Annotated in this window: 21 protein-coding genes and 1 riboswitch; of the genes, 2 read left to right on the top strand and 19 right to left on the bottom strand. The window is 48.5% G+C overall.

The window, feature by feature from the left end; genetic code table 11:
* Positions 1 to 147: 147 nt before the first annotated feature.
* From FD01_RS09760 to FD01_RS09785, 6 genes are all read right to left on the bottom strand, one after another.
* A complete protein-coding gene (locus FD01_RS09760) occupies positions 148 to 1,575 on the bottom strand; it encodes a S41 family peptidase (RefSeq protein ID WP_449826300.1) in 1,428 nt (475 codons plus the stop codon).
* Positions 1,576 to 1,577: 2 nt separating this feature from the next.
* Positions 1,578 to 1,808: a YozE family protein gene (locus FD01_RS09765; RefSeq protein WP_054714755.1), complete on the bottom strand. Its 231-nt coding sequence runs from the start codon at positions 1,806 to 1,808 to the stop codon at positions 1,578 to 1,580.
* Positions 1,809 to 1,825: 17 nt separating this feature from the next.
* Complete coding sequence (gene msrA / locus FD01_RS09770; protein ID WP_056963985.1) at positions 1,826 to 2,338, bottom strand: peptide-methionine (S)-S-oxide reductase MsrA; 513 nt, start codon at positions 2,336 to 2,338, stop codon at positions 1,826 to 1,828.
* A gap of 6 nt (positions 2,339 to 2,344) precedes the next feature.
* A complete protein-coding gene (locus FD01_RS09775; RefSeq protein ID WP_152164718.1) occupies positions 2,345 to 2,980 on the bottom strand; it encodes a YpmS family protein in 636 nt (211 codons plus the stop codon).
* Between the two features lie 2 nt (positions 2,981 to 2,982).
* Positions 2,983 to 3,837, bottom strand: a complete 855-nt coding sequence (locus tag FD01_RS09780) for an SGNH/GDSL hydrolase family protein (protein WP_054714750.1) — start codon at positions 3,835 to 3,837, stop codon at positions 2,983 to 2,985.
* Between the two features lie 356 nt (positions 3,838 to 4,193).
* Positions 4,194 to 5,036, bottom strand: a complete 843-nt coding sequence (locus FD01_RS09785) for a DegV family protein (RefSeq protein WP_056963987.1) — start codon at positions 5,034 to 5,036, stop codon at positions 4,194 to 4,196.
* Positions 5,037 to 5,217: 181 nt separating this feature from the next.
* Here FD01_RS09785 and trhA point away from each other — a divergent pair, with 181 nt between their 5' ends.
* Complete coding sequence (gene trhA, locus FD01_RS09790; protein ID WP_056963989.1) at positions 5,218 to 5,856, top strand: PAQR family membrane homeostasis protein TrhA; 639 nt, start codon at positions 5,218 to 5,220, stop codon at positions 5,854 to 5,856.
* Between the two features lie 84 nt (positions 5,857 to 5,940).
* On the opposite strand, the gene FD01_RS09795 is transcribed toward trhA, so the two are convergent.
* From FD01_RS09795 to FD01_RS09855, 12 genes are all read right to left on the bottom strand, one after another.
* Entirely contained in the window at positions 5,941 to 6,429 is a 489-nt protein-coding gene (locus FD01_RS09795) for a dihydrofolate reductase (protein WP_056963991.1), read from the bottom strand.
* An 11-nt stretch (positions 6,430 to 6,440) separates the two neighbouring features.
* Positions 6,441 to 7,397 (bottom strand): thymidylate synthase, encoded by a 957-nt coding sequence (locus FD01_RS09800; protein ID WP_056963993.1) that lies wholly within the window; start codon positions 7,395 to 7,397, stop codon positions 6,441 to 6,443.
* A gap of 9 nt (positions 7,398 to 7,406) precedes the next feature.
* Entirely contained in the window at positions 7,407 to 9,299 is a 1,893-nt protein-coding gene (locus FD01_RS09805; protein WP_056963994.1) for an ABC-F family ATP-binding cassette domain-containing protein, read from the bottom strand.
* Positions 9,300 to 9,377: 78 nt separating this feature from the next.
* Positions 9,378 to 10,565 carry a CCA tRNA nucleotidyltransferase gene (locus FD01_RS09810; protein WP_056963996.1) on the bottom strand — a complete coding sequence of 396 codons (1,188 nt, stop codon included), beginning with the start codon at positions 10,563 to 10,565 and terminating at the stop codon, positions 9,378 to 9,380.
* Between the two features lie 30 nt (positions 10,566 to 10,595).
* Positions 10,596 to 11,858 carry a tetratricopeptide repeat protein gene (locus FD01_RS09815; protein ID WP_054715202.1) on the bottom strand — a complete coding sequence of 421 codons (1,263 nt, stop codon included), beginning with the start codon at positions 11,856 to 11,858 and terminating at the stop codon, positions 10,596 to 10,598.
* A gap of 79 nt (positions 11,859 to 11,937) precedes the next feature.
* Positions 11,938 to 12,213, bottom strand: a complete 276-nt coding sequence (locus FD01_RS09820; RefSeq protein WP_054715215.1) for an HU family DNA-binding protein — start codon at positions 12,211 to 12,213, stop codon at positions 11,938 to 11,940.
* Positions 12,214 to 12,446: 233 nt separating this feature from the next.
* Positions 12,447 to 13,757, bottom strand: coding sequence for a ribosome biogenesis GTPase Der (gene der / locus FD01_RS09825; protein ID WP_054715201.1), 1,311 nt, complete (start codon positions 13,755 to 13,757; stop codon positions 12,447 to 12,449).
* 635 nt (positions 13,758 to 14,392) lie between these two features.
* A complete protein-coding gene (gene rpsA / locus FD01_RS09835) occupies positions 14,393 to 15,682 on the bottom strand; it encodes a 30S ribosomal protein S1 (protein ID WP_054715200.1) in 1,290 nt (429 codons plus the stop codon).
* An 84-nt stretch (positions 15,683 to 15,766) separates the two neighbouring features.
* Positions 15,767 to 16,429: a (d)CMP kinase gene (gene cmk / locus FD01_RS09840; RefSeq protein ID WP_056964000.1), complete on the bottom strand. Its 663-nt coding sequence runs from the start codon at positions 16,427 to 16,429 to the stop codon at positions 15,767 to 15,769.
* 61 nt (positions 16,430 to 16,490) lie between these two features.
* Positions 16,491 to 17,126, bottom strand: coding sequence for a LysM peptidoglycan-binding domain-containing protein (locus FD01_RS09845; RefSeq protein WP_056964002.1), 636 nt, complete (start codon positions 17,124 to 17,126; stop codon positions 16,491 to 16,493).
* 56 nt (positions 17,127 to 17,182) lie between these two features.
* The gene (locus FD01_RS09850; protein WP_056964004.1) at positions 17,183 to 18,595 is read right to left on the bottom strand and encodes a RecQ family ATP-dependent DNA helicase; all 1,413 of its coding nucleotides are present in this window, start codon (positions 18,593 to 18,595) and stop codon (positions 17,183 to 17,185) included.
* Entirely contained in the window at positions 18,582 to 19,532 is a 951-nt protein-coding gene (locus FD01_RS09855) for a helix-turn-helix domain-containing protein (protein WP_056964006.1), read from the bottom strand. The genes FD01_RS09850 and FD01_RS09855 overlap by 14 nt, the downstream gene beginning before the upstream one ends.
* Before the next feature lie 24 nt (positions 19,533 to 19,556).
* Between FD01_RS09855 and FD01_RS09860 the strand changes: the two genes are divergently transcribed.
* Positions 19,557 to 19,808 carry a ferredoxin gene (locus tag FD01_RS09860; protein ID WP_054715194.1) on the top strand — a complete coding sequence of 84 codons (252 nt, stop codon included), beginning with the start codon at positions 19,557 to 19,559 and terminating at the stop codon, positions 19,806 to 19,808.
* A 22-nt stretch (positions 19,809 to 19,830) separates the two neighbouring features.
* On the opposite strand, the gene FD01_RS09865 is transcribed toward FD01_RS09860, so the two are convergent.
* Positions 19,831 to 20,427 (bottom strand): ECF transporter S component, encoded by a 597-nt coding sequence (locus FD01_RS09865; protein WP_054715192.1) that lies wholly within the window; start codon positions 20,425 to 20,427, stop codon positions 19,831 to 19,833.
* 96 nt (positions 20,428 to 20,523) lie between these two features.
* A riboswitch (FMN riboswitch) is annotated at positions 20,524 to 20,650 on the bottom strand.
* Positions 20,651 to 20,673: the final 23 nt, after the last annotated feature.

A 20,673-nucleotide genomic window follows, 5' to 3' on the forward strand; every position in this document is an offset into this window, starting at 1 on the left:
CTCCACGTACCGGTGGCCAGCTGGAGTCCCAATTTCAAATCACTGTAACGGAGTTAGACCACTGGCGCCTGATGGCGGGCAAGAAACACTTACAATGCCGGACGGCGCCCAAAAAAGCCAGACCATTTGGCCTGACTCTCAAGTTGTCTATTTGGTTAAGGCTTTAACCGCCGCATTGAGTTGCGGATCATCATTGGCATACTTCGTGGAAAGTTCTGCCACTAAGGCTTGCAAGGTTGCGGTATTGGCAGCGCCATCAGCCGTTAAGCCATGAGCGGATTGGAACGCCTTGACGGCGGCTTGCGTGGATGGCCCATAATACCCATTTTCAGTCTGAGGGTTGTTGCCTAAAGCTTTCAACAATTGTTGCAAGGACTTCACATCACCAGATTCATCTCCGAGTTTCATGGACGTCACTGAAAAGGCAGTGATGTTCATGTAATCTGGATACTTCACTTTGATCGTTGGCGTGAGGCCTTTTTTGTTGATCCACGTACCGTTTGGTGTCAGCCACTTGGCGACGGTCAACTTCAATTCGGCACTGGATGACATCGAGGCGACATTTTGCACCGTGCCTTTGCCAAAACTTTGTTCCCCGACTAATGGCGTCTTGTTATTTTCGTTTAAGGCGGCGGACAAAATTTCGGAAGCAGAAGCAGAGTTGCCATCGATCAAAATGGCCATCGGTTCTGTCACTTTGAAGCCTTTGTCATATTTCTTGCCGGCTTTATAAGTTTGCACGGCGCCGGTACGATCTTGGACTTTGACGATCGTTTGGCCATTCTTCAAGCACATCGACGCGATTGCCAAGGCTTGCGTCAATTCCCCACCAGGATTGCCACGTAAATCTAGGACAAAGGATTTAGCCCCTTGTTTGCGCAACTTCTTAACCGTACTTTCGAATTGCTTAGACGTTGGGTCAGAGAAGGTGTCCATGGTGATGATGCCGATGGTTTTATTGGTTTTAGACATACTGCCTTCAACGGTATCCGTGGTGATCTTCGCACGCTTCATTGAGAAGGTCATGGTTTTACCATCGCGTTTGACGGTAACTTTCACCGTGGTGCCAATTTTACCGCGGATCTTTTCAACCGCAGTGTTCACATCATCTTTGGCGACGTTTTTGCCATTGACTGCGATCAGCACATCAGCAGTTTTCATGCCGGCTTTTTTAGCTGGCGTATTGGCCATGACGCCTTCAATGGTCAACTTGTTGTCGCCTTGTTGAACGGTGGCGCCGATACCACCAAATGATGCCGAAAGCGTGGAATCAAGGCTTGATTTAGAATCATTGGTCAAATACGTGGAGAATTGATCGCCTAATGAGTTGACCATGCCTTTGATCGCACCATTGGCTAACTTTTTGCTACTGGTGGATTTGTAATAGTTGTTTTCAATCGTTGCATAAGTACTTAACACTTTATCAAAGCCGGCTGGCAAATTGGCGCTAGACACGCCGACTGCTGAATCTCTTAAGCCATGGGCATAATAGCCGATCAAACCGCCACCGACTAAGGTGACACTCATCCCGACAGCTAAAAGCCAAGCAGGCACTTGTAAATGTTTTTTTGCCACAATTATCCTCCGATCTGTTCAGACGCTAAATATTCGCGCCAGACATCGTCAAACACACTCATGCTTTGCAAATAATTACCGTTGAGTTCCAAGTAATTGCTGAGTGCGTCAAAATCTGTTTCTTGCTTGGGAAAACTGTGGTCTAAAAATGCGTTTTGCGCAAAACCGGCAATTTCGCCGTGATCATTGGGATCGCGCTTGGTCATTAAATATTGATAAAAGGTCTGGCGCATGCCCGACTCCTTTCAAACTACTGCCAATTCTCGTCAATAAACGTTTGGCGTTGCGCATGTTCTTGGGCATAGCGCCGCGGGTTGTGTTGATAGAATTCTTGATGTTCATCTTCTGCTGGATAAAACGTTGACGCATCCACGATTTGGGTGACGATTGGGTGATCAAATCGCCCGCTGGCTTCCAAAGCTTTTTTAGAAGCCGCTGCAATGGCGCGTTGTTCAGCGTTGGCCACGTAAATCACGGGACGATAATTGTCGCCGCGATCTTGGAATTGGCCCATGGCATCAGTGGGATCCGTTTGTTGCCAATAGATCTCAACCAGTTGCGCATAGGTGATGATGTCAGGATCAAAGGTAATCTCAACGGCTTCCGTATGGCCAGTGGTGTGGCTTTTGACTTGTTCGTAAGTCGGATTGGCGACATGGCCGCCAGTATAGCCGGAAACCACATTTAAGATCCCAGGTTGGGTCTCAAAAGGTTCGACCATGCACCAAAAACAGCCGCCAGCAAAAATTGCAGTTTCTTTCATTTCAAATCAGTCCTTTGTTGAACTGCTTGGCAGGTACACTGAAAAGTCGATATCATCGTTTGGTAAATCGATTTTCGTGGCTTTCAATTGCATGCCGTTTTGCAGTTTGAATTTGCTCAATTTTAACACAACCGTTTCTTTTGAGCTATTGAGTTTGACCCAGCTAGGTAATTTATAGCTGTGGCCAACATAATTGAGCACATAAGAAATCGGTACCGGTAAGCTGCCAATATTGAGCTTGGTAGCTTGGAGCTCGACATCACCATTGGCGCGCACTAGCGGGTCAAATTGGAGTCCGAACTTGATCGTCGCCCCAAAGAATTTGAAGTGGCCGCCAAGGACTGCCGAGTCCCCCACTGTCAGCGTGTATTTAATTTTGGAATCTTTTAAATAATCGTTTAAATAGTAATCAACGATATGATTAACTTGGCGTTTCGTCAATTGAACGGAAAATGCCGGTTGTGAGTCATCAACGTCGGCACTTTGCGTAATTTGATCGTTGTACGGCGTCAAGATCTTGGCCGTGAACCAAATCCCTGAGCCTAAAATCAAGCCCAATAAGATCAACGTCGCCCAACGCCACCAGTTGATGGCTTTTTTTGGACTAGTCGATTTTGCCTCATTTTGTTTTTGTCGTGTCATCGTTATCGCTCCCATTGATTCTTGGTTTTTGCCATCACTTGCCACAACTGTTTGGTCATTTGCGCATACCCGGCATTGTTAGGATGGAAATGATCTTGCGTGAAAATCAACGGATTGGCACTACTGTCGCCGTTAACGGCATCTTTCAAAGCCTTTTTGGTGGCTTTGGACTTGTCGCTGGTGTTGCCCTTAGTCAAAACTGAATCAATATCGACGTAATAAGCGTGATCGACTTTAGTCAAAGTTTGCTTCGTGCCTGAATTCCACTTTTGGACACTGGTGGTCATTGCCGTTAAATTCGGGAAATACACGTAAAACGGATTATAGATCCCAAACACATAAATCGGCGCATCAGGATTATCTGCACGCAAGGTTTTCACCAACTTCAACAGGCGTTTTTGAAACTGAGCATTCCCGTTGGCCACATCTTTTGCCGTCATATCAAAAAAATGCTTCTGCAAAACCGCCATTAAATCATTGCCACCAACCGTTAAGGTGATCACATTCGCTTGCTTGACGGCTTTTTGCATTTTAGGTTGAGAATCAAGGCGATGTTGCACTTGCGGCGCCGTGTTGCCAGTGACGCCAAAGTTTGCCGCCGTAACCGTATAATCGCCGCTTTGTTCCAAATCCCGCTTGATCAATTCGACATACCCGCCAGAATCGGTGGCATCCCCGACACCATGGGTCAACGAATCTCCGACTCCGACGACATTCAAATGTTTCACTTTTGTCGTCACGCCAGCTAAGCGCGTGGGTTCGACTTTAGGGCCAAACAGTTGCCAGCCGCCAAACGCTAACAGCGCAACGACTAAGATTGTGGCCAGATTTTGCCATAAATGTTTGATGAGGTTCACCTCTCTATCATATTTTCCGATAATGATGTCGGGTAGCATAAGTGTACGTTTAATCTCCCAGTTAGCTATGCCAATAAGCCTTACGACCCGAAAATCTGTGAGCGCCAGCGGATTTCTGGCTTAACTATTATTTCAGGCAAATTTCAAGACAAGCGGTTTTCTTGGCTCGAAATTTAGGCAAAAGAACATCGGCGGTTTGTGCCGATTTCTGGAGACGGCCGGTCACGAGAGATGATTTCAGTTCCGAAACGGAGCTAGATCGCTGGCGTCTGGTGGCGACATGAAACATTATCGCTGCCGGTCCTCATTAGCGGCCAACTAAAAAATGGCAGGAGTTAGCCTCCTGCCAGCAGTCATTAATCGGTGTAGCACATAATGGCAAAGGCGCCATCACCAGTATGCGTGGCGATCACCGGATCAGTCGGCCGCACCAGCACTGGCAAGTTTGGCAAGACGGCTTTGATCTTGTTGCCGATTTCTTGAGCATAAGCTTCGCCACCAGCAAAACTGATGCCGACTTCTTTGAGATTTTCTAAACCTTGAAGTTTTTCCACGAAACCATCGACGAAGCGATGCAAGGTTTTGAGCCCGCGGCCTTTTTGCATCACTTTGAGTTCGCCGTCAGCCACTTGTAACACCACTTTGATGTTCAACAAGCTGCCGACCACACCAGCAGCCTTGGACAAGCGACCACCTTTGACCAAGTTATCTAACGTGGACACACCCATTTGTAAAATGGTATGTTCGCGAACTTCAGTCATGCGCGCTAAGACGCCATCCATATCCGCCCCTGCTTCAATGGCTTTGGCGGCTTCGATCACTTGAAAGGCCATAGCGCGATCAGTGAAGTCGCAATCAACCACCGTGACGTCGCCATCAGATAATTCTGCGGCTTGGCGCGCGGAGTTGACCGTGCCGGAAATGGCTTGCAACATATTGACGCAAAGGACTTGGCTGCCATCTGCGGTCAAGTCATTGAACACATCTAAAAATGTGCCGGGCGCTGGTTGAGACGTTTTAGGTAAGGCTTTGGCTTCAGCCATTTTTTCCATAAATTCTGAACGGGTGATGGTTTCGCCATCAATATAAACGGTGGAGTCGATCATGATGGTCAACGGGACCACGCGGATATCGTATCGGGCCACTTCCTCCGGGGTCAGTTGGATCGAAGAATCAGTAACGAGTTTAATCTTTGCCATGTCGCGGCCACACTTTCTTATAGGTTAATTCACACCGCTATAGTATAACAAACAGTGGCGTGATTGTCAGTAGTTGTCATCTAGTATTAAAGACTAGTTATCATTGCATAGTGTATTCTACCATGTTAAAATGAATTCGTAAACGACAACTAGTCTTCAACACCAGATATGGAGGTCACCCATGCAATTGACCAAACAAAATGCAAATTATCGCTTCACCAATGAAACGTTAAGCGCCACCACCCATGCCACCGGCTTAGGCATGGCCATCATCGGGACCATCGCCCTCGCCTTTCGTGCCGGTCACTCACCGCTGCGATTGGTGACTTTCATCGGCTTTGGCGTCGCCTTGATTTTATTGTATTCAGCGTCAACGGCTTTTCATAGCTTTTACTTCACCAAAGCGCGGCATGTGTTGCAAGTCCTCGACCACTCTGGCGTCTTTATTTTAATTGCCGGATCGTACTTACCTTATTGCCTCGTGACCATCGGCGGCGCGTTAGGCATCGGCTTGTTAATCGCGATTTGGAGTTTGTGTTTAGCTGGTATTTTGTATAAATGCTTCTTCAACGGCAAATGGAAGTATTTAGAAACCAGTATTTACGTGATTTTAGGTTGGCTGTGCTTGATCGGCATTCGGCCGCTGTGGGCAGGCTTGGGCCCGATCGGCTTTTGGTTATTAGTCGCAGGCGGGGTCGCTTATACGTTAGGCGCAGTGCTTTACTCACAAAAACAAATTCCTTACATCCACGTCATTTGGCATTTGTTTGTCATGTTAGGCTCTGCTTGCATGTATGCGTCGATTTACTTATTTGTTTAACAAAATCTCAAGGTCCGGCCATCCCGGCTGGGCCTATTTTGTTGCACAAAAATAGTCGCAGCATATCAGCTGCGACTACTGAAATTACCGTTTCTCCCAACGCTCAAACACATGAGTCAACGCGGGATCTGGATTTTCCACTTGGCGAGTTGAAACCAATTGATAATCAGACCAAGGCAGATCCACCATCGTCACATCTCCGTCGAACTTGCCAGCTAAGCGCGTCACCAACAAGGTATCTGGCCAAGCTTTCAAGCTTTCAAAGACGCCAGCACCGCCAGTGATCACCAAATCCATATCGGGATGTTGTGCCTGGAGGTCTCGCAATTCAGCGCCTGAATGTACCACCACGGCGCCTGGAGCAACACATTCAGGATCGCGGGACAACACCACATTGGTGCGCCCTGGCAGCGGTCGCTTTGGCAAAGCCCAATACGTCTTGCGCCCCATCACCGTCAGCGTCCCTAAGGTTTGTTGTTTGAAGTATTTCAAATCATCGGGTAAATGCCATGGTAGCGTTCCATTTTTACCGATGGTGCCTTGAGCGTCTTCCGCCCATAAAAATGCGATCATGTTAAGCTCCTTTAAACAGCCACCGGCGCTTTAATGGCCGGATAAGGGTCATAGTCCAAGACTTTGATATCATCCATTTGAAAATCAAAGACATCTTTGATCTCAGGATTCAACCAGAGTTTCGGTGCGGGACGTGGCGTGCGGCTGAGTTGTTCATGAATTTGATCGATGTGATTGGTGTAAATATGCGCATCGCCAAAGGTATGAATAAAGTTGCCGACTTGCAAGCCGCACACTTGCGCGATCAAATGCGTGAGCAGGGCATATGACGCAATGTTAAACGGCACGCCTAAGAACATGTCCGCCGAGCGTTGATAAAGTTGCAACGACAACTTACCATCATTCACGTAAAACTGGTACATCGTGTGGCACGGTGGCAAGGCCATGGTCGGCACATCTTCAGGATTCCAAGCACTGACGATCAAACGGCGCGAGTTCGGGTTCGTTTTGATCTGTTCGATCACATCCCCGAGTTGGTCGATGGTGTCGCCTTTTGAGGTTTTCCAAGCGCGCCACTGACTGCCATAAACATTGCCGAGATCGCCGAATTTTGCGGCGAAGTCGTCGTCTTCAAGCACTTGTTGATCAAATTTGGCCATTTGTTCATGATAAACCTTGGCAAATTCCGGATCTGACAGGCGGCGTTGACCGAAGTTGGTCATATCAGGGCCGGTATATGCCTCAGAATTGACATAGCGTTCAAACGCCCATTCATCCCAAATATGATTGCGATGCTTGAGCAAATATTGAATGTTGGTATCGCCATGCAAAAACCACAACAGTTCGCTTTTGATCAAGCCAAAAGGCACTTTTTTAGTGGTCAACAACGGAAACCCTTGACTCAAATCAAAGCGCAGTTGTGCCCCAAAATGACTATAGGTCCCAGTACCAGTGCGATCGCCTTTAAAGTCCCCTTCGTCTAAAATCTGTTGGCAAAGATCCAAATAAGGTTGTTCGAGACTGCCCATGATTTCCTCCTAGTTGACGTATTCATCCAGCGCGGCAAAACGGTCAAACATCTCATCAAGTTGCGCGTTGGCATCATCGATTTGTTGTTGCAAGCCGCCGAGTTTTTGATAATCTTTGCCGTCGGTGGCATCCATTTCCGCTTGCCAAGCCGAGATCTGATCATCTAAAGCGTCCATTTTTTCTTGGAGCTGGTCGTGTTCGATGCTTTCGGCATAAGTCAGTTTAGTTTTGACTTTCGGCTGCTCTGGGGCAACTGGTGCGGTCTTTGGCTTGGCTGGAGCGGCAGTGGTCGTTGGTTGATCGGCTTGTTTGGCCAAATAATCGGTGAACATGCCGACTGCCCGCTCAATTTTGGCAATGCCGTCAAAAATCAACAAGTGATCGGCGACTTTGTCCAAGAAGTAGCGATCATGGCTAACCGTGATCACAGTGCCTGGGAATTGATCCAAATAATCTTCCAACACGGTCAACGTGGCCACATCTAAATCATTGGTCGGTTCATCTAACAATAAGACATTAGGTTGTTCCATTAAAATGGCTAACAGATACAACCGGCGTTTCTCCCCGCCAGATAAGCGCCCGATCAATTCCCCATGCATACTGCGCGGGAATAGGAATTGTTCCAGCAGCTGGGTGACGGTGATGCGTTCGCCAGAATCGGTGACTAAGCCTTCTGCGATGGATTGCAAGTACGCGATCACCCGCTTGTCATTGGGGAGATCTTGGGACAACTGGGTGTAATAGCCGAGCTTCACTGTGTCACCGATCTCTAAAACTCCAGAATCCAACTTGCGAGAGCCTGAGATCACATTCAACAACGTGGACTTGCCGGCACCGTTTTGCCCGGTGATGCCGATCCGCTGGCCTGGTTGCACCAGCCAGTCGAAATCATTGAGAATGTGATGCTCGCCGATAGTTAAGTTCGCGCCTTTAAAGACGATCACTTTTTTGCCTAAGCGCGTGGAAGCGACTTTCATTTCCACTTGCCCTTGGGCTTCTGGGCGATCATTCATATTTTGCTTGATATCGTTGAAGCGATTGATCCGCGCTTGTTGTTTCGTCGAGCGCGCTTGGGCCCCGGCATGCATCCAAGCGAGTTCTTGTTTGTAAAGTTGTTGTTCTTTGTGAGCGGCAATCGTGTCTGCTTCGACTTGTTCGGCCTTTTTCTCAACATAAGCTTCATAGTTGCCAGCATATTGATACAGTGTGCCGTGGTCGAGTTCCCAAATCGCATTGGCCACCCGGTCTAGGAAGTAGCGATCATGCGTCACGACCAAAAGCGCGCCTTTATATGTGCTCAGGCGTTTTTCCAGCCAAGCAATGGAATCAAAGTCCAAGTGGTTGGTCGGTTCGTCTAAAATCAACAAATCAGGCGATTCGATCAAGACTTGCGCCAAGCCCACCCGCTTTTGTTGACCACCGGATAAATTACCGATGGTTTGGTCGAGATCTGGCAAGTGCAGTTGCGTCAAAATGGTTTTGATATCCGTATCCACCGACCACGCATCCGTTTGCGTCATCGCCGCATCCGCTTTTTCATAACGGGCTTGGGCCTGTTGATCCATGGGGTCTTTGGTATAAGCGGCTAAGGCACTTTGATATTGTCGCAATGCGGCAAATACGGGACCTTGCCCGCCGTATACGGCATCCATAATTTTTTTGTTGGGATCGAGTGCCGGTTTCTGTGCCAAATACGCGATCCGATAAGTTTTGCTGGTTTCCACGGTGCCGGCATCAAACGGATCCGTATCGGCCAAACCATTTAATAACGTGGTTTTGCCCGTCCCATTGACCCCGATCAAGCCGATGCGGTCGCCTTCGTTGATCAGAAAGTCGATCGATTTAAATAATTGTTTGTCGCCATACGCCTTACTGACGCCTGTTGCGCTTAATGTTTGCATGTTCATGCTCCTCGTTAATCTAAGCTCTAGTTTAACAAAAATTCTCAGTGCATACAAAAAAGACCGCCAAGGCGATCTTCAATGGATTTCGTTTAAAGCAGCTTTCAGCAACGTGGCTTGATCATTCGCCAAGTCCCCAGAAACCACTGCTATTTCCAGTTGGTGTAGCGTTTGCCCAAGCTTCGGGCCAGGTTTAAACCCATGTTTGATCAACATCCCACCATCGACGGCTAAGTCTTTGCTGGATTTGATCGGTAACGCCGCATAAGCGTTCAAAATCGTTTGGGCCTCAAACCCAGGTTGCAAATATTGTTGCGCCAAGGCTGCGGCTTCAACACCTTCAGCACCGGCTTCATACAGTGGCCAAGCATCAGCGTCAGTCAAGTGTGATAACAAGGCCACCGCCCGCTGCACAGTGTTACTCAAGGCATTGGCTTGCTTCCAAGCTTTCATCAACTTGACTACTGGCAAGTTTAAGCCGGCTGCGATCAACGTCCAAACCACGGCTTCGGATGAAATCGGCGTTGGGTCAATGGCAGCTAAGTTTTCTAATTCGCGTTGATGGCCGGCAAACAGCGGTGCATGTTCACTTAAGCCGGTTTCAACAAAGTCAGCTAAGCCCGCTGTGCGCGCTTGGCCTAACATCATTTTGACAAATTCCGTGGCGATACGTTCAACCGAGATTTTCTCCAGCAACGCGGCATTTTCGCGAATCGCTTTTTTGGTTTTAGCTTCAATTGAAAAGTTTAATTGACTTTCAAAGCGCACGGCCCGCATCATCCGCAGCGCATCTTCGTGAAAGCGTTCGTGGGCATCCCCAACGGCGCGCAAAACGTGTTGTTGCATATCATCGATGCCGCCAAATAAGTCGACCACCGTGCCGTCGTGCCGCGCAGCTAAGGCATTGACGGTAAAGTCGCGGCGCTTTAAGTCTTCTGATAGTGATCGCACAAAGGTCACATGATCAGGTCGGCGGAAGTCTTGATACGTCGATTCGGTTCGAAACGTGGTGACTTCATAGCCGACGCCATGTTGTAACACCATCACCGTGCCGTGTTGGATCCCAGTATCTACCGTTTTGTGAAAAATCTGTTTGATTTCTTCAGGATAAGCGGAACTGGCGATGTCCACATCATGGATCGGCAAGCCTAACAGCGCGTCGCGAACACTGCCGCCGACAAAATACGCTTCATACCCGGCTTGTTCGATCGCCTGTAAAATCGGGATCGCCGCTTGAAAATCTGGATGAGTTAAATCAATTTGCATAAAAACACCTCGCTTCAACTATACCAGAAATTAGTTTTCCGCGTTGAGTTCATCCAAGCTCGCTTGCATTTGGTCGTCATCAGGCACCAACGCCACATATCGTGTGAGCGCCGCTTTGAGTTCGGCGATCGCTGCAGTGGATTGGAAAAAGTCGATGATGTCGCGCAAAAAGTCTGGAGAATCTTGGAAGGAGCCAAACGCCAACAAATAATTCTCGCGGGCATGGTCAACGTCATCCAAGCGATCATAAGATTTGGCTAAGTTCCAATAAATTTGCGGATCCACATCCCCAGATTTGTCGATGGCTTCCAAAAATGCGATATTGTCGTCATCTTCATGCTTGGCCAACAGCAAGTTACTCCAAGACAGCATCACGGCTTGATTTTCTGGATCGATGGCGCGCGCTTTTTGCAAATAAGTCGTCGCTAAGTCGTTGTCTTCTTCTTTTAACGACAAGTCAGCGCCAACGGCAAACAATTCGGCATTGGTATCATCGACTTGGATCCCGGCTTGAACTGTCGACAAGGCTTCCGCTTGTTGATGATCCGCGACTTGTGCTTGGGCAAGCGGCAAATAGGCGTTGGCAAAACTTGAATCTTCTTCTAGGACCGCCTTCAGTGAGTCGATGGCGCGCGGATAGTCTTTGAGTTGTAAATATAAACTGCCTAACGTGAAGCGGCTATTGAAATCAAGCGTGTCGCCGAGTTCTTCAAACACCGCCACGGAATCTTCATACTGCCCGAGATTGGCCAATACAGCCCCATAGCGCGCTTTGACGGAAACATTGGCGATCTCGTCAACGCCTGCTGCGATCAAGTCAGAATAAGCTAAGGCTGCTTGCGAGTCTTTGCCCCAGTCAAAATACAATTCCCCTAGCGCAAACGTCACCACCGGTTCATCTGGAGCTAAGCGTTGGGCCGTGAGCAACTTTTGTTCACTGACTTCATATAAGCCTTGCGTTTGATAAACATCGGCTTGGGTCATCAAGCCCGCCACGTAGCTATCCGAATCTGGTTGGATCTGGGCCAAATAATTCAAGGCTTTGTCGGGATCGCCATTGGATACGGCAATATCTGCCAAATTGGCCCGCAATTCATCCATGTCGGGATATTTGCCTAACAATTCTTCATAAAGGCGCTGGGCTTGGCCGATAAACCCTAACGCGTAAAGTTCACCTGCCAAGTTGTACAACGTTTCATCGTCATCGTTTTTTAAGGCTTGGGTAAACAATTCCCGAGCTTGGGCTTGATCGCCTTGTTCTAAGGCTGCTAACATTTGTTCAGAAAAGCTCATGTGTGCCTCCATCCATTCGCGAAAAAACGGCCGAATCCCATGGGGACTCAGCCGTTATGTGTATCATTGTCTCAGGAGACTACTTAACAGCGTCCTTGAGAGCCTTACCAGGCTTGAATGCTGGTACCTTAGATGCAGGGATTTCGATCTCTGCACCAGTTTGAGGGTTGCGGCCCTTACGAGCAGCGCGTTCGCGCACTTCGAAGTTACCGAAACCGATCAGTTGAACCTTAGCACCTGCGGCCAAGTTATCTTGGATCGAAGAGAATACGGCGTCAACCGCAGCAGTTGCGTCTTTCTTGGTTAAACCAGTCTTTTCCACAACGCTTTCGATCAATTCAGCTTTGTTTGCCATGAGCAATTTCACCTCCATATAGATTTAAGTGATTTCCACTTAAAGTCCCAACTGTGAGTCGCCTCACAGCATGAGGAAACAATGACCAATACGTATCACTATTTCATGCTTAAAGATAGCACACCAACGCTGGTGTAGCAAGGGTTTTCGCGTTTTTAAGGCGAAAGTTAGCCTAGAATTCAAGAAATCACGTGAAAATCGCCTCAAATTCTTGCAAGCGCCGACAAGCTTGATTACTTGCGGCTTCTTGCGATCAAGTGGATCGGCGTGCCATCGAAGTCGAAGGTTTGACGCAATTGGTTGATCAAAAAGCGCTGATACGAAAAGTGGAGCAAGTCCGGATCGTTGACAAAAGCCACGAATGTCGGCGGCTTGACCGCCACTTGGGTGAGATAGTAAATGCGCAAACGCTTGCCGTTGATGGTTGGCGTTGGCGTCACGGCCATGGCATCCATTAAGACATCGTTCAACACCGCACTTTGGATCCGACGGTTTTGGTTTTCAGAAACCAAGCGGATCATATCCGGTAAGTTTTTCAGGCGTTGATGGGTCTTGGCAGACACAAAGACGATCGGTGCATAGTCCAAATATTGGAATTCATCGCGGATATGCTGTTCGAACTCTTGCAAGGTGTGGTTGTCTTTATTGTGCAAGGTGTCCCACTTGTTGACCACAATAATGATCCCACGCCCGGCTTCATGGGCGTAACCGGCCACTTTTTTATCTTGTTCGCGAATACCAGTTTCCGCATCTAACACGACTAAGACGACATCTGAGCGATCGATAGCCCGCAATGCCCGCATCACGGCATATTTTTCCGTGTTTTCGTAGACTTTCCCACGTTTGCGGATCCCAGCTGTGTCGATCATGGTGAATTCTTGATCGTGATCGACGAACTTGGTATCGATGGCATCACGAGTGGTGCCTTCAATGTCAGACACGATCACCCGCTCTTCGCCTAAAATGGCATTGACCAAACTGGACTTGCCGACATTCGGCCGCCCAATAAAGGAGAATTTGATCGAATCGTCTTCAACGTCTGTGCCTTCTTCAGGAAAAGCTGCCAGCACGGCGTCTAACGCATCACCTAAGCCGATCCCATGCGTCCCAGACAATGGATATGGTTCACCAAAGCCTAAGGAGTAGAAATCATAGATCTCGCTACGCCGTTCAGGGTTGTCGACTTTGTTGACGGCGAGCACCACTGGTTTGTCGGCACGATACAAGATCTGCGCGACTTTTTCATCCGCGTCAGTCACCCCTGCTTCCACAGACGTCAAAAACAAAATGACGTCCGCTTCTTCAATGGCGATTTCCGCTTGTTGGGTGATTTGAGATAAAAATGGTTCATCCCCCATATCGATCCCACCAGTATCGATCAAGGCAAATTCTTTGCCGAGCCATTCTGCTTTGCCGTAGATCCGATCCCGGGTAACCCCAGGGGTATCTTCGACAATGGAGATCCGCTCGCCGATGATCCGATTAAAAATAGTCGATTTCCCGACGTTTGGGCGGCCAACAATGGCCAGAGTTGGTAATACCATTTTGTCACTTCCTTTACTTGTTTCCGAAGCCCTTCAGGAAATGGGCCTCTCGAGTTGGTGCTTACTAAGTTGCGCTTTGAAATTGGGCCTCCGGCTGGCTCGCCGCTACATAGTGAGGGTCCTCGGGAAAGCTAGCCGAATGGGTCGCTACGCTCCCCATTCGCCGGATCTTTCCCTGCGGATTCTCGTAAGCGGTAAACCGCTAACGAGAATCTCACTATGCATCGGCGGCCAGCCTCCGTCCCAATTTCAAATCGCGGCAACTACTAACGAAGACTGGCATCCGATTTGTAACGGAAAGTCTACGAGGCAATCACTAAACTGTTGAAAATTCGTGGTCACAGCGCAAATCCGGTGTCACCTTTCCACGATGGCGCGAAGGCGTTCTGAATTTTGACCAGAAGCTGGCCGGCACGGCATAGTGAGATCTCCGTTGGCAGTTTACTGCCTACGGAAAACCGCAGGGGAAGATCCACTTGGTTCAACGCGAAGCGATGAATCAAGTTAGCTTCCCCGAGGACCCTCATTATGCCGTGCCGGCCAGCTGGAGGCCAAAATTCAAAATCTCCGCTGAAACCAGCAAAAAGCGGGACAAAATCACTTTTGTCCCGCCTTTTTATTTGCATTGATGAAAATTACTTTTCGTCTTTGCCGAAGTCTTTCAATGCATCACCGAGCATATCGCCCAAGGAGAAGCCGGAATCATCTTGTTGATATTCGGCTGGGATGGACGTACGTTCTTGACGGTTGTTGCGACGAGGACGATCGTTGCGGCTGTTATCGCGGTTGTTGTTGCGAGGACGGCTTGAACGTTGTTCTTCTTCAGCAGCACCTTCAGGAGCTTCTTCAAGCGCCTTGATGGATAATGCCAAACGATGTGCTTCTGGGTCGACGGACAGAACCTTGACCTTGATTGCTTGGCCTTCCTTCAAGACATCTTGAGGAGTGGCAATGTGTTCGTGAGAGATTTGGGAAATGTGAACCAAACCTTCAACGCCAGGGAATACTTCCACAAAGGCACCAAAGCTAGTCAAGCGACGAACAGTACCATCGAGCACTGCGCCAGCTGGGGCTTCAGTTTCAACGTTGTCCCAAGGTTGAGGCAAGGTTGCTTTGATGGACAAGGAGATACGATCGCGGTCAACGTCAATGGCGAGGACTTTAACCTTAACATCTTGGCCCACTTTGAGGACATCAGATGGCTTGTCAACGTGATCAAAAGCAATTTCTGATACGTGGACCAAACCGTCAACGCCGCCAAGGTCAACAAAGGCACCGAAGTTAGTCAAACGAGCAACCTTACCTTCAACCACGTCGCCAGGTTGGAGCTTAGCGAAGATTTCCTTGCGGGCTTCGGCTTTAGAAGCTTCAACGATCGCACGGTGGGAAAGGATCAAACGGTTGTCAGATGGTTCGATTTCAATGATCTTGAATTCGAGTTCTTGGTTCTTGTATTGGTTGAGGTCTTCAACGAAGTGATCTTCAACCATGGATGCAGGCACGAAGCCACGTACACCAGCGTTAACAACTAAGCCGCCTTTAACAACGGAAGTAACGGGTGCAGTGATAGTTTCACCAGCATCAAATTTAGCTTGGATTTCTTTCCAAACTTTTTGCGCTTCTAAGCGGCGCTTGGAAAGCAGGTATTGGCCGTTTTCCTTATCTTTACCAATCGTGGAGATGACCACCAGGTCGATCTCATCGCCGACGTTAGCAACCGAACGAATATCATCGATTGGCTGAGTTGATAATTCTTTCAGAGGAACGACACCTTCTACACCGGTGCCTTCGATACCGACGATCAGTTGCTTGTCCTCTACGGCTAATACTTCACCCTTCACGGTGTCACCGATATGAACGGTTTCGACGCTGTTTAAAGCATCCGCCATGGTTTGGGCGTTTTCGTTTACGTTGTTTTCACTCATGCCAAAAAAATCCTCCTATACGACTGTCATACATTGTCTATTGTACATAACTCTCGTGAAAAATGCCAACTTTTTCGTTGAAAATCATGCAGAATGTTTGGGTACTAACGCAATGATCTCGGCGACTTCTTCGTCGATGGTCATTTTGGTGCTATCGATTTCAACTGCATCTTCTGCTTTGCGTAATGGTGACACCGCGCGAGTGGAATCTTTGCGATCGCGTTCGGCAATTTCTTCTTCCAACTTCGCAATTGGGGTCATGATGCCTTTTTCGACATTTTCTTTATGCCGACGAATGGCGCGGGCTTCCACTGAGGCGATCATAAAGACTTTGACTTCAGCGTTTGGCAACACCGTGGTGCCAATATCGCGGCCATCCATCACGATGTCATTTTGCGCGGCGATGTCGCGTTGGCGTTGCACCAAGTCTTCGCGCACTTTTGGCAAAGCGGAAACTTGTGACACATTGTTGGTGGTTTCAGGTTGACGAATCGCCAACGTCACATCAGTCCCATTCATCAACACCTTTTGACCGTCAGCACTGGGAACAAAGCGAATGTCCAATTGTTTCAATTGGTCCATGATCGCCGCTTCATCACCGAGATCGATCCCTAAGCGTAAGGCCATCACGGTCACGGTGCGGTACATTGCGCCAGTGTCACAATAAATATAGCCGAGTTTGTGGGCCACTAACTTGGCGATCGTACTTTTCCCAGAGCCTGCTGGTCCATCAATTGCAATTTGCATGAATACATACCCCTTTTGCTGTTTTTCCAAAAAAATTGAGCCGTCGCCGACTCAACTGTGGTTACTGGTTCACTTTCAAGGTTTGTCCGGCAGAAATACTTGCACCGCTGGACATGCCATTGAGTTGTAACAATTCGCTTAAGGTCATGCCGTGGTTGACCGCAATGCGATACAAGTTGTCCCCGGCTTTGACGGTGTAAGTGCCAGTGGCCGCGCTGCTGCTTGAACTCGAAGAAACACTTGAACTGCTGCTTGAAACGCTAGAACTGCTGCTTGAAACGCTAGAACTGGAAGCCGGCGTACTGCTGGATGACACACTAGACGAACTGGTACTTGATGATTTGCTAGACGTTGAGCTACTAGATTTCTTGGAACTTTCAGATTTTTGGCTCGACGAATGCGACTTGGCTTTTTTCGACGTCGACGTGACCGTGATTTTATCATTCGGATAATTGCTGGAATTTGCCGAATTGTTCCGCAGCGCCTGCCACGTTACTGGAATGATGATCACTAATGCCAACGCCACCCATACCACGATTGCTAAAATGGAGCCGCCACGCTTTTTCTTGCGTGTCGCTACGCGTGATAAGTTGCCATCATCATCGCGATCATCTTCAAATTGCTTATTCCATGGTTTGGTTTGGTCGGAAGCGTCTTGTTGGACAGGTTCCTTTTTATTGGTGGTTTTCTTGCGCAAACCGATCCCCCCTCACATACTGCAATTATTGTATCATAGAAACCCCCGAAAAGGTTTTAGACTTCATTAAATAACCGGGCAAAATCCACCTGCCAGTCTGAGTCTGGCGCAACCCGCAAGGAACTTTTGGCTAAAGCCGCAATTTGTGGCCCTAAAAGTTCCCCACAGCATTGTTCGTGGTGCTCAGTAGTTGGGGCATCAAAGTAGCGCAACCACAAGGCACGTTTACACCCAGGATTGGTTAAATAAGTTGCCACTGCTTGGGCGCTGGTCATTTTTTCATCCGCCCGCTGAGCGAGTAGCTGTTGCACTTGCGCTTGGGAAAAGCCTGATTGTACATAGGCTTGCAACAACGCAATTTGCGGATCGTCAAAGTCTGTGTAGGCATCCGGATGCGCATAAATGGTTTTGATCAGTTGTGGATCTGGTAAACTTTGGGCAAAATGGGCTTGGCGGCTTAAGTCCCCTGGTGCCAACAACACCACGCTAGCAGAATTTTCCCCATCCCGGCCAGCACGACCGATGCCTTGTGAATAAGCTTCCAAGGATTCTGGCGCGTAAGTGTACATCACTAAACGCACATCCGCTTTGTCGATCCCCATGCCAAAGGCACTGGTTGCGCAGATCACTTGCAACTCCCCGGCCATAAATCGCCGCTGGATCAATTCGCGCTGTTGACTGGGTAAACCGGCATGATAAAAATCTGCCGCCACGCCTTTTTGTTGTAAGGCTTTGGCCCAAGTTTCGGCTTGGGCTTTCGTATCAAAATACACGATCGTGGCCGCATTCACTGCTTGAATCAACTCGATGCCGCTGACTTGTTTTTCTGCCGGGTTGGCCACTTGATTCACCCCGAGAAAAATATTGGGCCGATCAACGCTGGCGATCACCATTTCAGGCGCCTGTAACTGTAGCTCGGAAACGATTGCGTCTTGAACGCGTTTAGGTGCCGTGGCCGTCAACGCCAAGCAACTGCGCGGATGCAGGCGCTTAATGGCTTCACCTAAGCGCAAATAAGCAGGCCGAAAATCTGGTCCCCATTGCGCAATACAATGGGCTTCATCGATCACAAAACAATTGATCGATAAAGCTGCCAACGCATTTAATACATCTGGGCGCATCAACGTTTCCGGCGCCACAAATAAAAACTTCGCCTGATTTAAATGATGCAACAACCACTGAAAGTCTGGCGGCGTCAAGCGACTCGATAACGTGACCACTTGTTTTTGTCCAGCATTTTGCAGGCGGGCAACCTGGTCGTCCATCAACGCCAATAACGGTTCAACCACCACGCACAAACCATCCAACACCAAAGCGGGCAATTGATAACACAGCGTCTTGCCACTACCCGTCGGCAAAATACCTAAGGCGTCACGCCCATCAAGGACGGCTTGGACTAATTCTTTTTGGCCTGGGCGAAAGCTAGTGAACCCAAAGTGTTGTTCAAGTAATGTTTCAAGCTTGTCCATGTGGCCACCTACCTTGTAAACACAAAATTTGAAATAATCGAATCTGGAAAAAATCACTATCAGGAACTTGTTCCAGCAAAGGTTGATAATTTAAATGGGCATCTGCTTGATTCAACTGCGTCAGCATCGTGGCAGGATACAATCGCGCCAATGGCAGATCCGCACCAAAAATTGCCGCCGTCAACAAATGCTCATTGATCGTTGATGGTTTCAAACGCAGGCGCTGGCTAACTTGTTCGCGCGTGGCCCCTTGTTGGATCATTTGTAACGCAGCGTATTGCGTTTTGGTGCCTAACGCTTTGCGCCCACCCCAAAGTGCCTGCCAACTTGACGCAAGGCCGGCGTCCAGTTGGGCGATCAATTGGGCTAAGGCTTGGATTTGGCTGATGTCATCAACTTGACCCGCCCCGACAAAATCATGGCCGATCATGGTACTCAGCAAAACTGTCGCCGATTCATCCCCAATGACTTCAAGCAAAGTTTTTAATTCTGAAATTGCAGTTTGGCGGTCAATATGTTGCCACCACTGGCGTAACTGTTGTTGAATCGCCCAATCTTGCGTTACCGGGCGATAACGTGCATTATGAAAGCTGGCTTCAGACAACATTTGTACCGCCAAGTGAAACTTCGGGCTGAACGTGTGCACCCCCATCCATGGCTGATAAGCGGTGGGCAAGTTTGCTGGTTGAGCCTTGGGGCCACCCAGTATCATACCCAAATCAGTTTTTTCAAGGTGATGCGCCGCTTGGAGTCGTGCGATCGCCGCTTGAAAATCTGGGCGTGACAGCGTAGGGTACAAGTGAAGCCATTGCAATTGCTGATGTTCAAGCGCCGCAAATAACACCGACAACGTTTTTTTACCCGTCAACAGCAGATATAAACTGGTTGCCCGGCGCGGCTGATCGTCAAAGAATTGCAAGAGAAAGTCATCTAACACGTACTCACCACCTTGGAGGAAGATATGCATCCATTATACGCGCAGGTCGACCGCGACGCATGCATTGCGTGTGGTCTTTGCCAAATGCTCGCCCCAGAATTGTTTGATTATGATGCAAATGGGATCGCCAGCTATACGCCAGATCAAAACACCGGATCAATTTCTTTGACGCCAGCGCAAGCAATTTTATTTAAAAAAGCCTTCAGTCGCTGCCCCACTGGTGCCATTCAACATTCCGATCAGCCGTTTGAACCCAAAGAAAAACCACGCCGATAATTTTTCAGCGTGGTTTTTTGATTTAGTGCATCTGTTGCATGCGTTGGGCTTGAATCGCTTGTTGCTTATCTAGCCATGGCATCAAAGCTTTGGCCAAAGCGAAGAATACGACCGAAACCACAACGCCTTTGATCAAGTTGAACGGCACGACGCCGATCAACACGTATTTCGTGGTGGACATCCCTAATTGGAAATTCATCACGGCTAAGTACATCGGCATAATGGCCACGAGATTTAAAATACTCATGATTACCGTCAATGAAATCGTGCCACCAGCCAAGCCGGCAATTTGACGGCCCAGTGAGTTCTTTGATTTCATCAACATCACCACCGGATACATGAAGCCGACACTGGCAATGAAGCTAGCCAAATCGCCGACTAAGTTGACGATCCCAGCGCCAGTCATCAAAAAGTGAAGCAGCGAACGCACAAACGCAACGGCGATTCCGCCCACCGGCCCATATAACAGCCCGCCGAGCAATACTGTGAGATCTGATAAGTCAAGTTTCAAAAATGGAAACATCGGCAAAATCGAAAACTCAAGAAACATTTGCAAAATAAAACCCACAGCAGACAACAATGCGATCCCGACTAAACGGTGCACCTTAGAACCAGACATAGAACATTCCTCCATGTTGGTCGCTTCAGAAGAGCCTAAAAAGGCCTGTTTACCCAAGGGCAAACAGGCCTTATTTGAATGTTAGGATTCAATAAGCCCCATCTTCTTTTATCTAGACTTTAACTATCGGTCAAGGAATCACACCTTACTCAACCGCACACAAGGTACGGGTCGCGGACTTTTACCGCCGGTCGGGAATTTCACCCTGCCCCTGAAGACGAACCAGTTTATTTAATTACAAGCGTA

It is taken from the genome of Lacticaseibacillus manihotivorans DSM 13343 = JCM 12514 (assembly GCF_001435035.1).
GTDB classification, from domain to species: domain Bacteria; phylum Bacillota; class Bacilli; order Lactobacillales; family Lactobacillaceae; genus Lacticaseibacillus; species Lacticaseibacillus manihotivorans.

What these genes read in the sequence shown, in the direction of transcription:
- FD01_RS09765 (WP_054714755.1), bottom strand. Translation starts at nt 1,808, where the DNA reads ATGCGCCAGACCTTTTATCAATATTTAATGACCAAGCGCGATCCCAAT.
- msrA (WP_056963985.1), bottom strand. Translation starts at nt 2,338, where the DNA reads ATGAAAGAAACTGCAATTTTTGCTGGCGGCTGTTTTTGGTGCATGGTC.
- FD01_RS09775 (WP_152164718.1), bottom strand. Translation starts at nt 2,980, where the DNA reads ATGACACGACAAAAACAAAATGAGGCAAAATCGACTAGTCCAAAAAAA.
- FD01_RS09785 (WP_056963987.1), bottom strand. Translation starts at nt 5,036, where the DNA reads ATGGCAAAGATTAAACTCGTTACTGATTCTTCGATCCAACTGACCCCG.
- trhA (WP_056963989.1), top strand. Translation starts at nt 5,218, where the DNA reads ATGCAATTGACCAAACAAAATGCAAATTATCGCTTCACCAATGAAACG.
- FD01_RS09795 (WP_056963991.1), bottom strand. Translation starts at nt 6,429, where the DNA reads ATGATCGCATTTTTATGGGCGGAAGACGCTCAAGGCACCATCGGTAAA.
- FD01_RS09800 (WP_056963993.1), bottom strand. Translation starts at nt 7,397, where the DNA reads ATGGGCAGTCTCGAACAACCTTATTTGGATCTTTGCCAACAGATTTTA.
- FD01_RS09805 (WP_056963994.1), bottom strand. Translation starts at nt 9,299, where the DNA reads ATGCAAACATTAAGCGCAACAGGCGTCAGTAAGGCGTATGGCGACAAA.
- FD01_RS09810 (WP_056963996.1), bottom strand. Translation starts at nt 10,565, where the DNA reads ATGCAAATTGATTTAACTCATCCAGATTTTCAAGCGGCGATCCCGATT.
- FD01_RS09815 (WP_054715202.1), bottom strand. Translation starts at nt 11,858, where the DNA reads ATGAGCTTTTCTGAACAAATGTTAGCAGCCTTAGAACAAGGCGATCAA.
- FD01_RS09820 (WP_054715215.1), bottom strand. Translation starts at nt 12,213, where the DNA reads ATGGCAAACAAAGCTGAATTGATCGAAAGCGTTGTGGAAAAGACTGGT.
- der (WP_054715201.1), bottom strand. Translation starts at nt 13,757, where the DNA reads ATGGTATTACCAACTCTGGCCATTGTTGGCCGCCCAAACGTCGGGAAA.
- rpsA (WP_054715200.1), bottom strand. Translation starts at nt 15,682, where the DNA reads ATGAGTGAAAACAACGTAAACGAAAACGCCCAAACCATGGCGGATGCT.
- cmk (WP_056964000.1), bottom strand. Translation starts at nt 16,429, where the DNA reads ATGCAAATTGCAATTGATGGACCAGCAGGCTCTGGGAAAAGTACGATC.
- FD01_RS09850 (WP_056964004.1), bottom strand. Translation starts at nt 18,595, where the DNA reads ATGGACAAGCTTGAAACATTACTTGAACAACACTTTGGGTTCACTAGC.
- FD01_RS09860 (WP_054715194.1), top strand. Translation starts at nt 19,557, where the DNA reads ATGCATCCATTATACGCGCAGGTCGACCGCGACGCATGCATTGCGTGT.
- FD01_RS09865 (WP_054715192.1), bottom strand. Translation starts at nt 20,427, where the DNA reads ATGTCTGGTTCTAAGGTGCACCGTTTAGTCGGGATCGCATTGTTGTCT.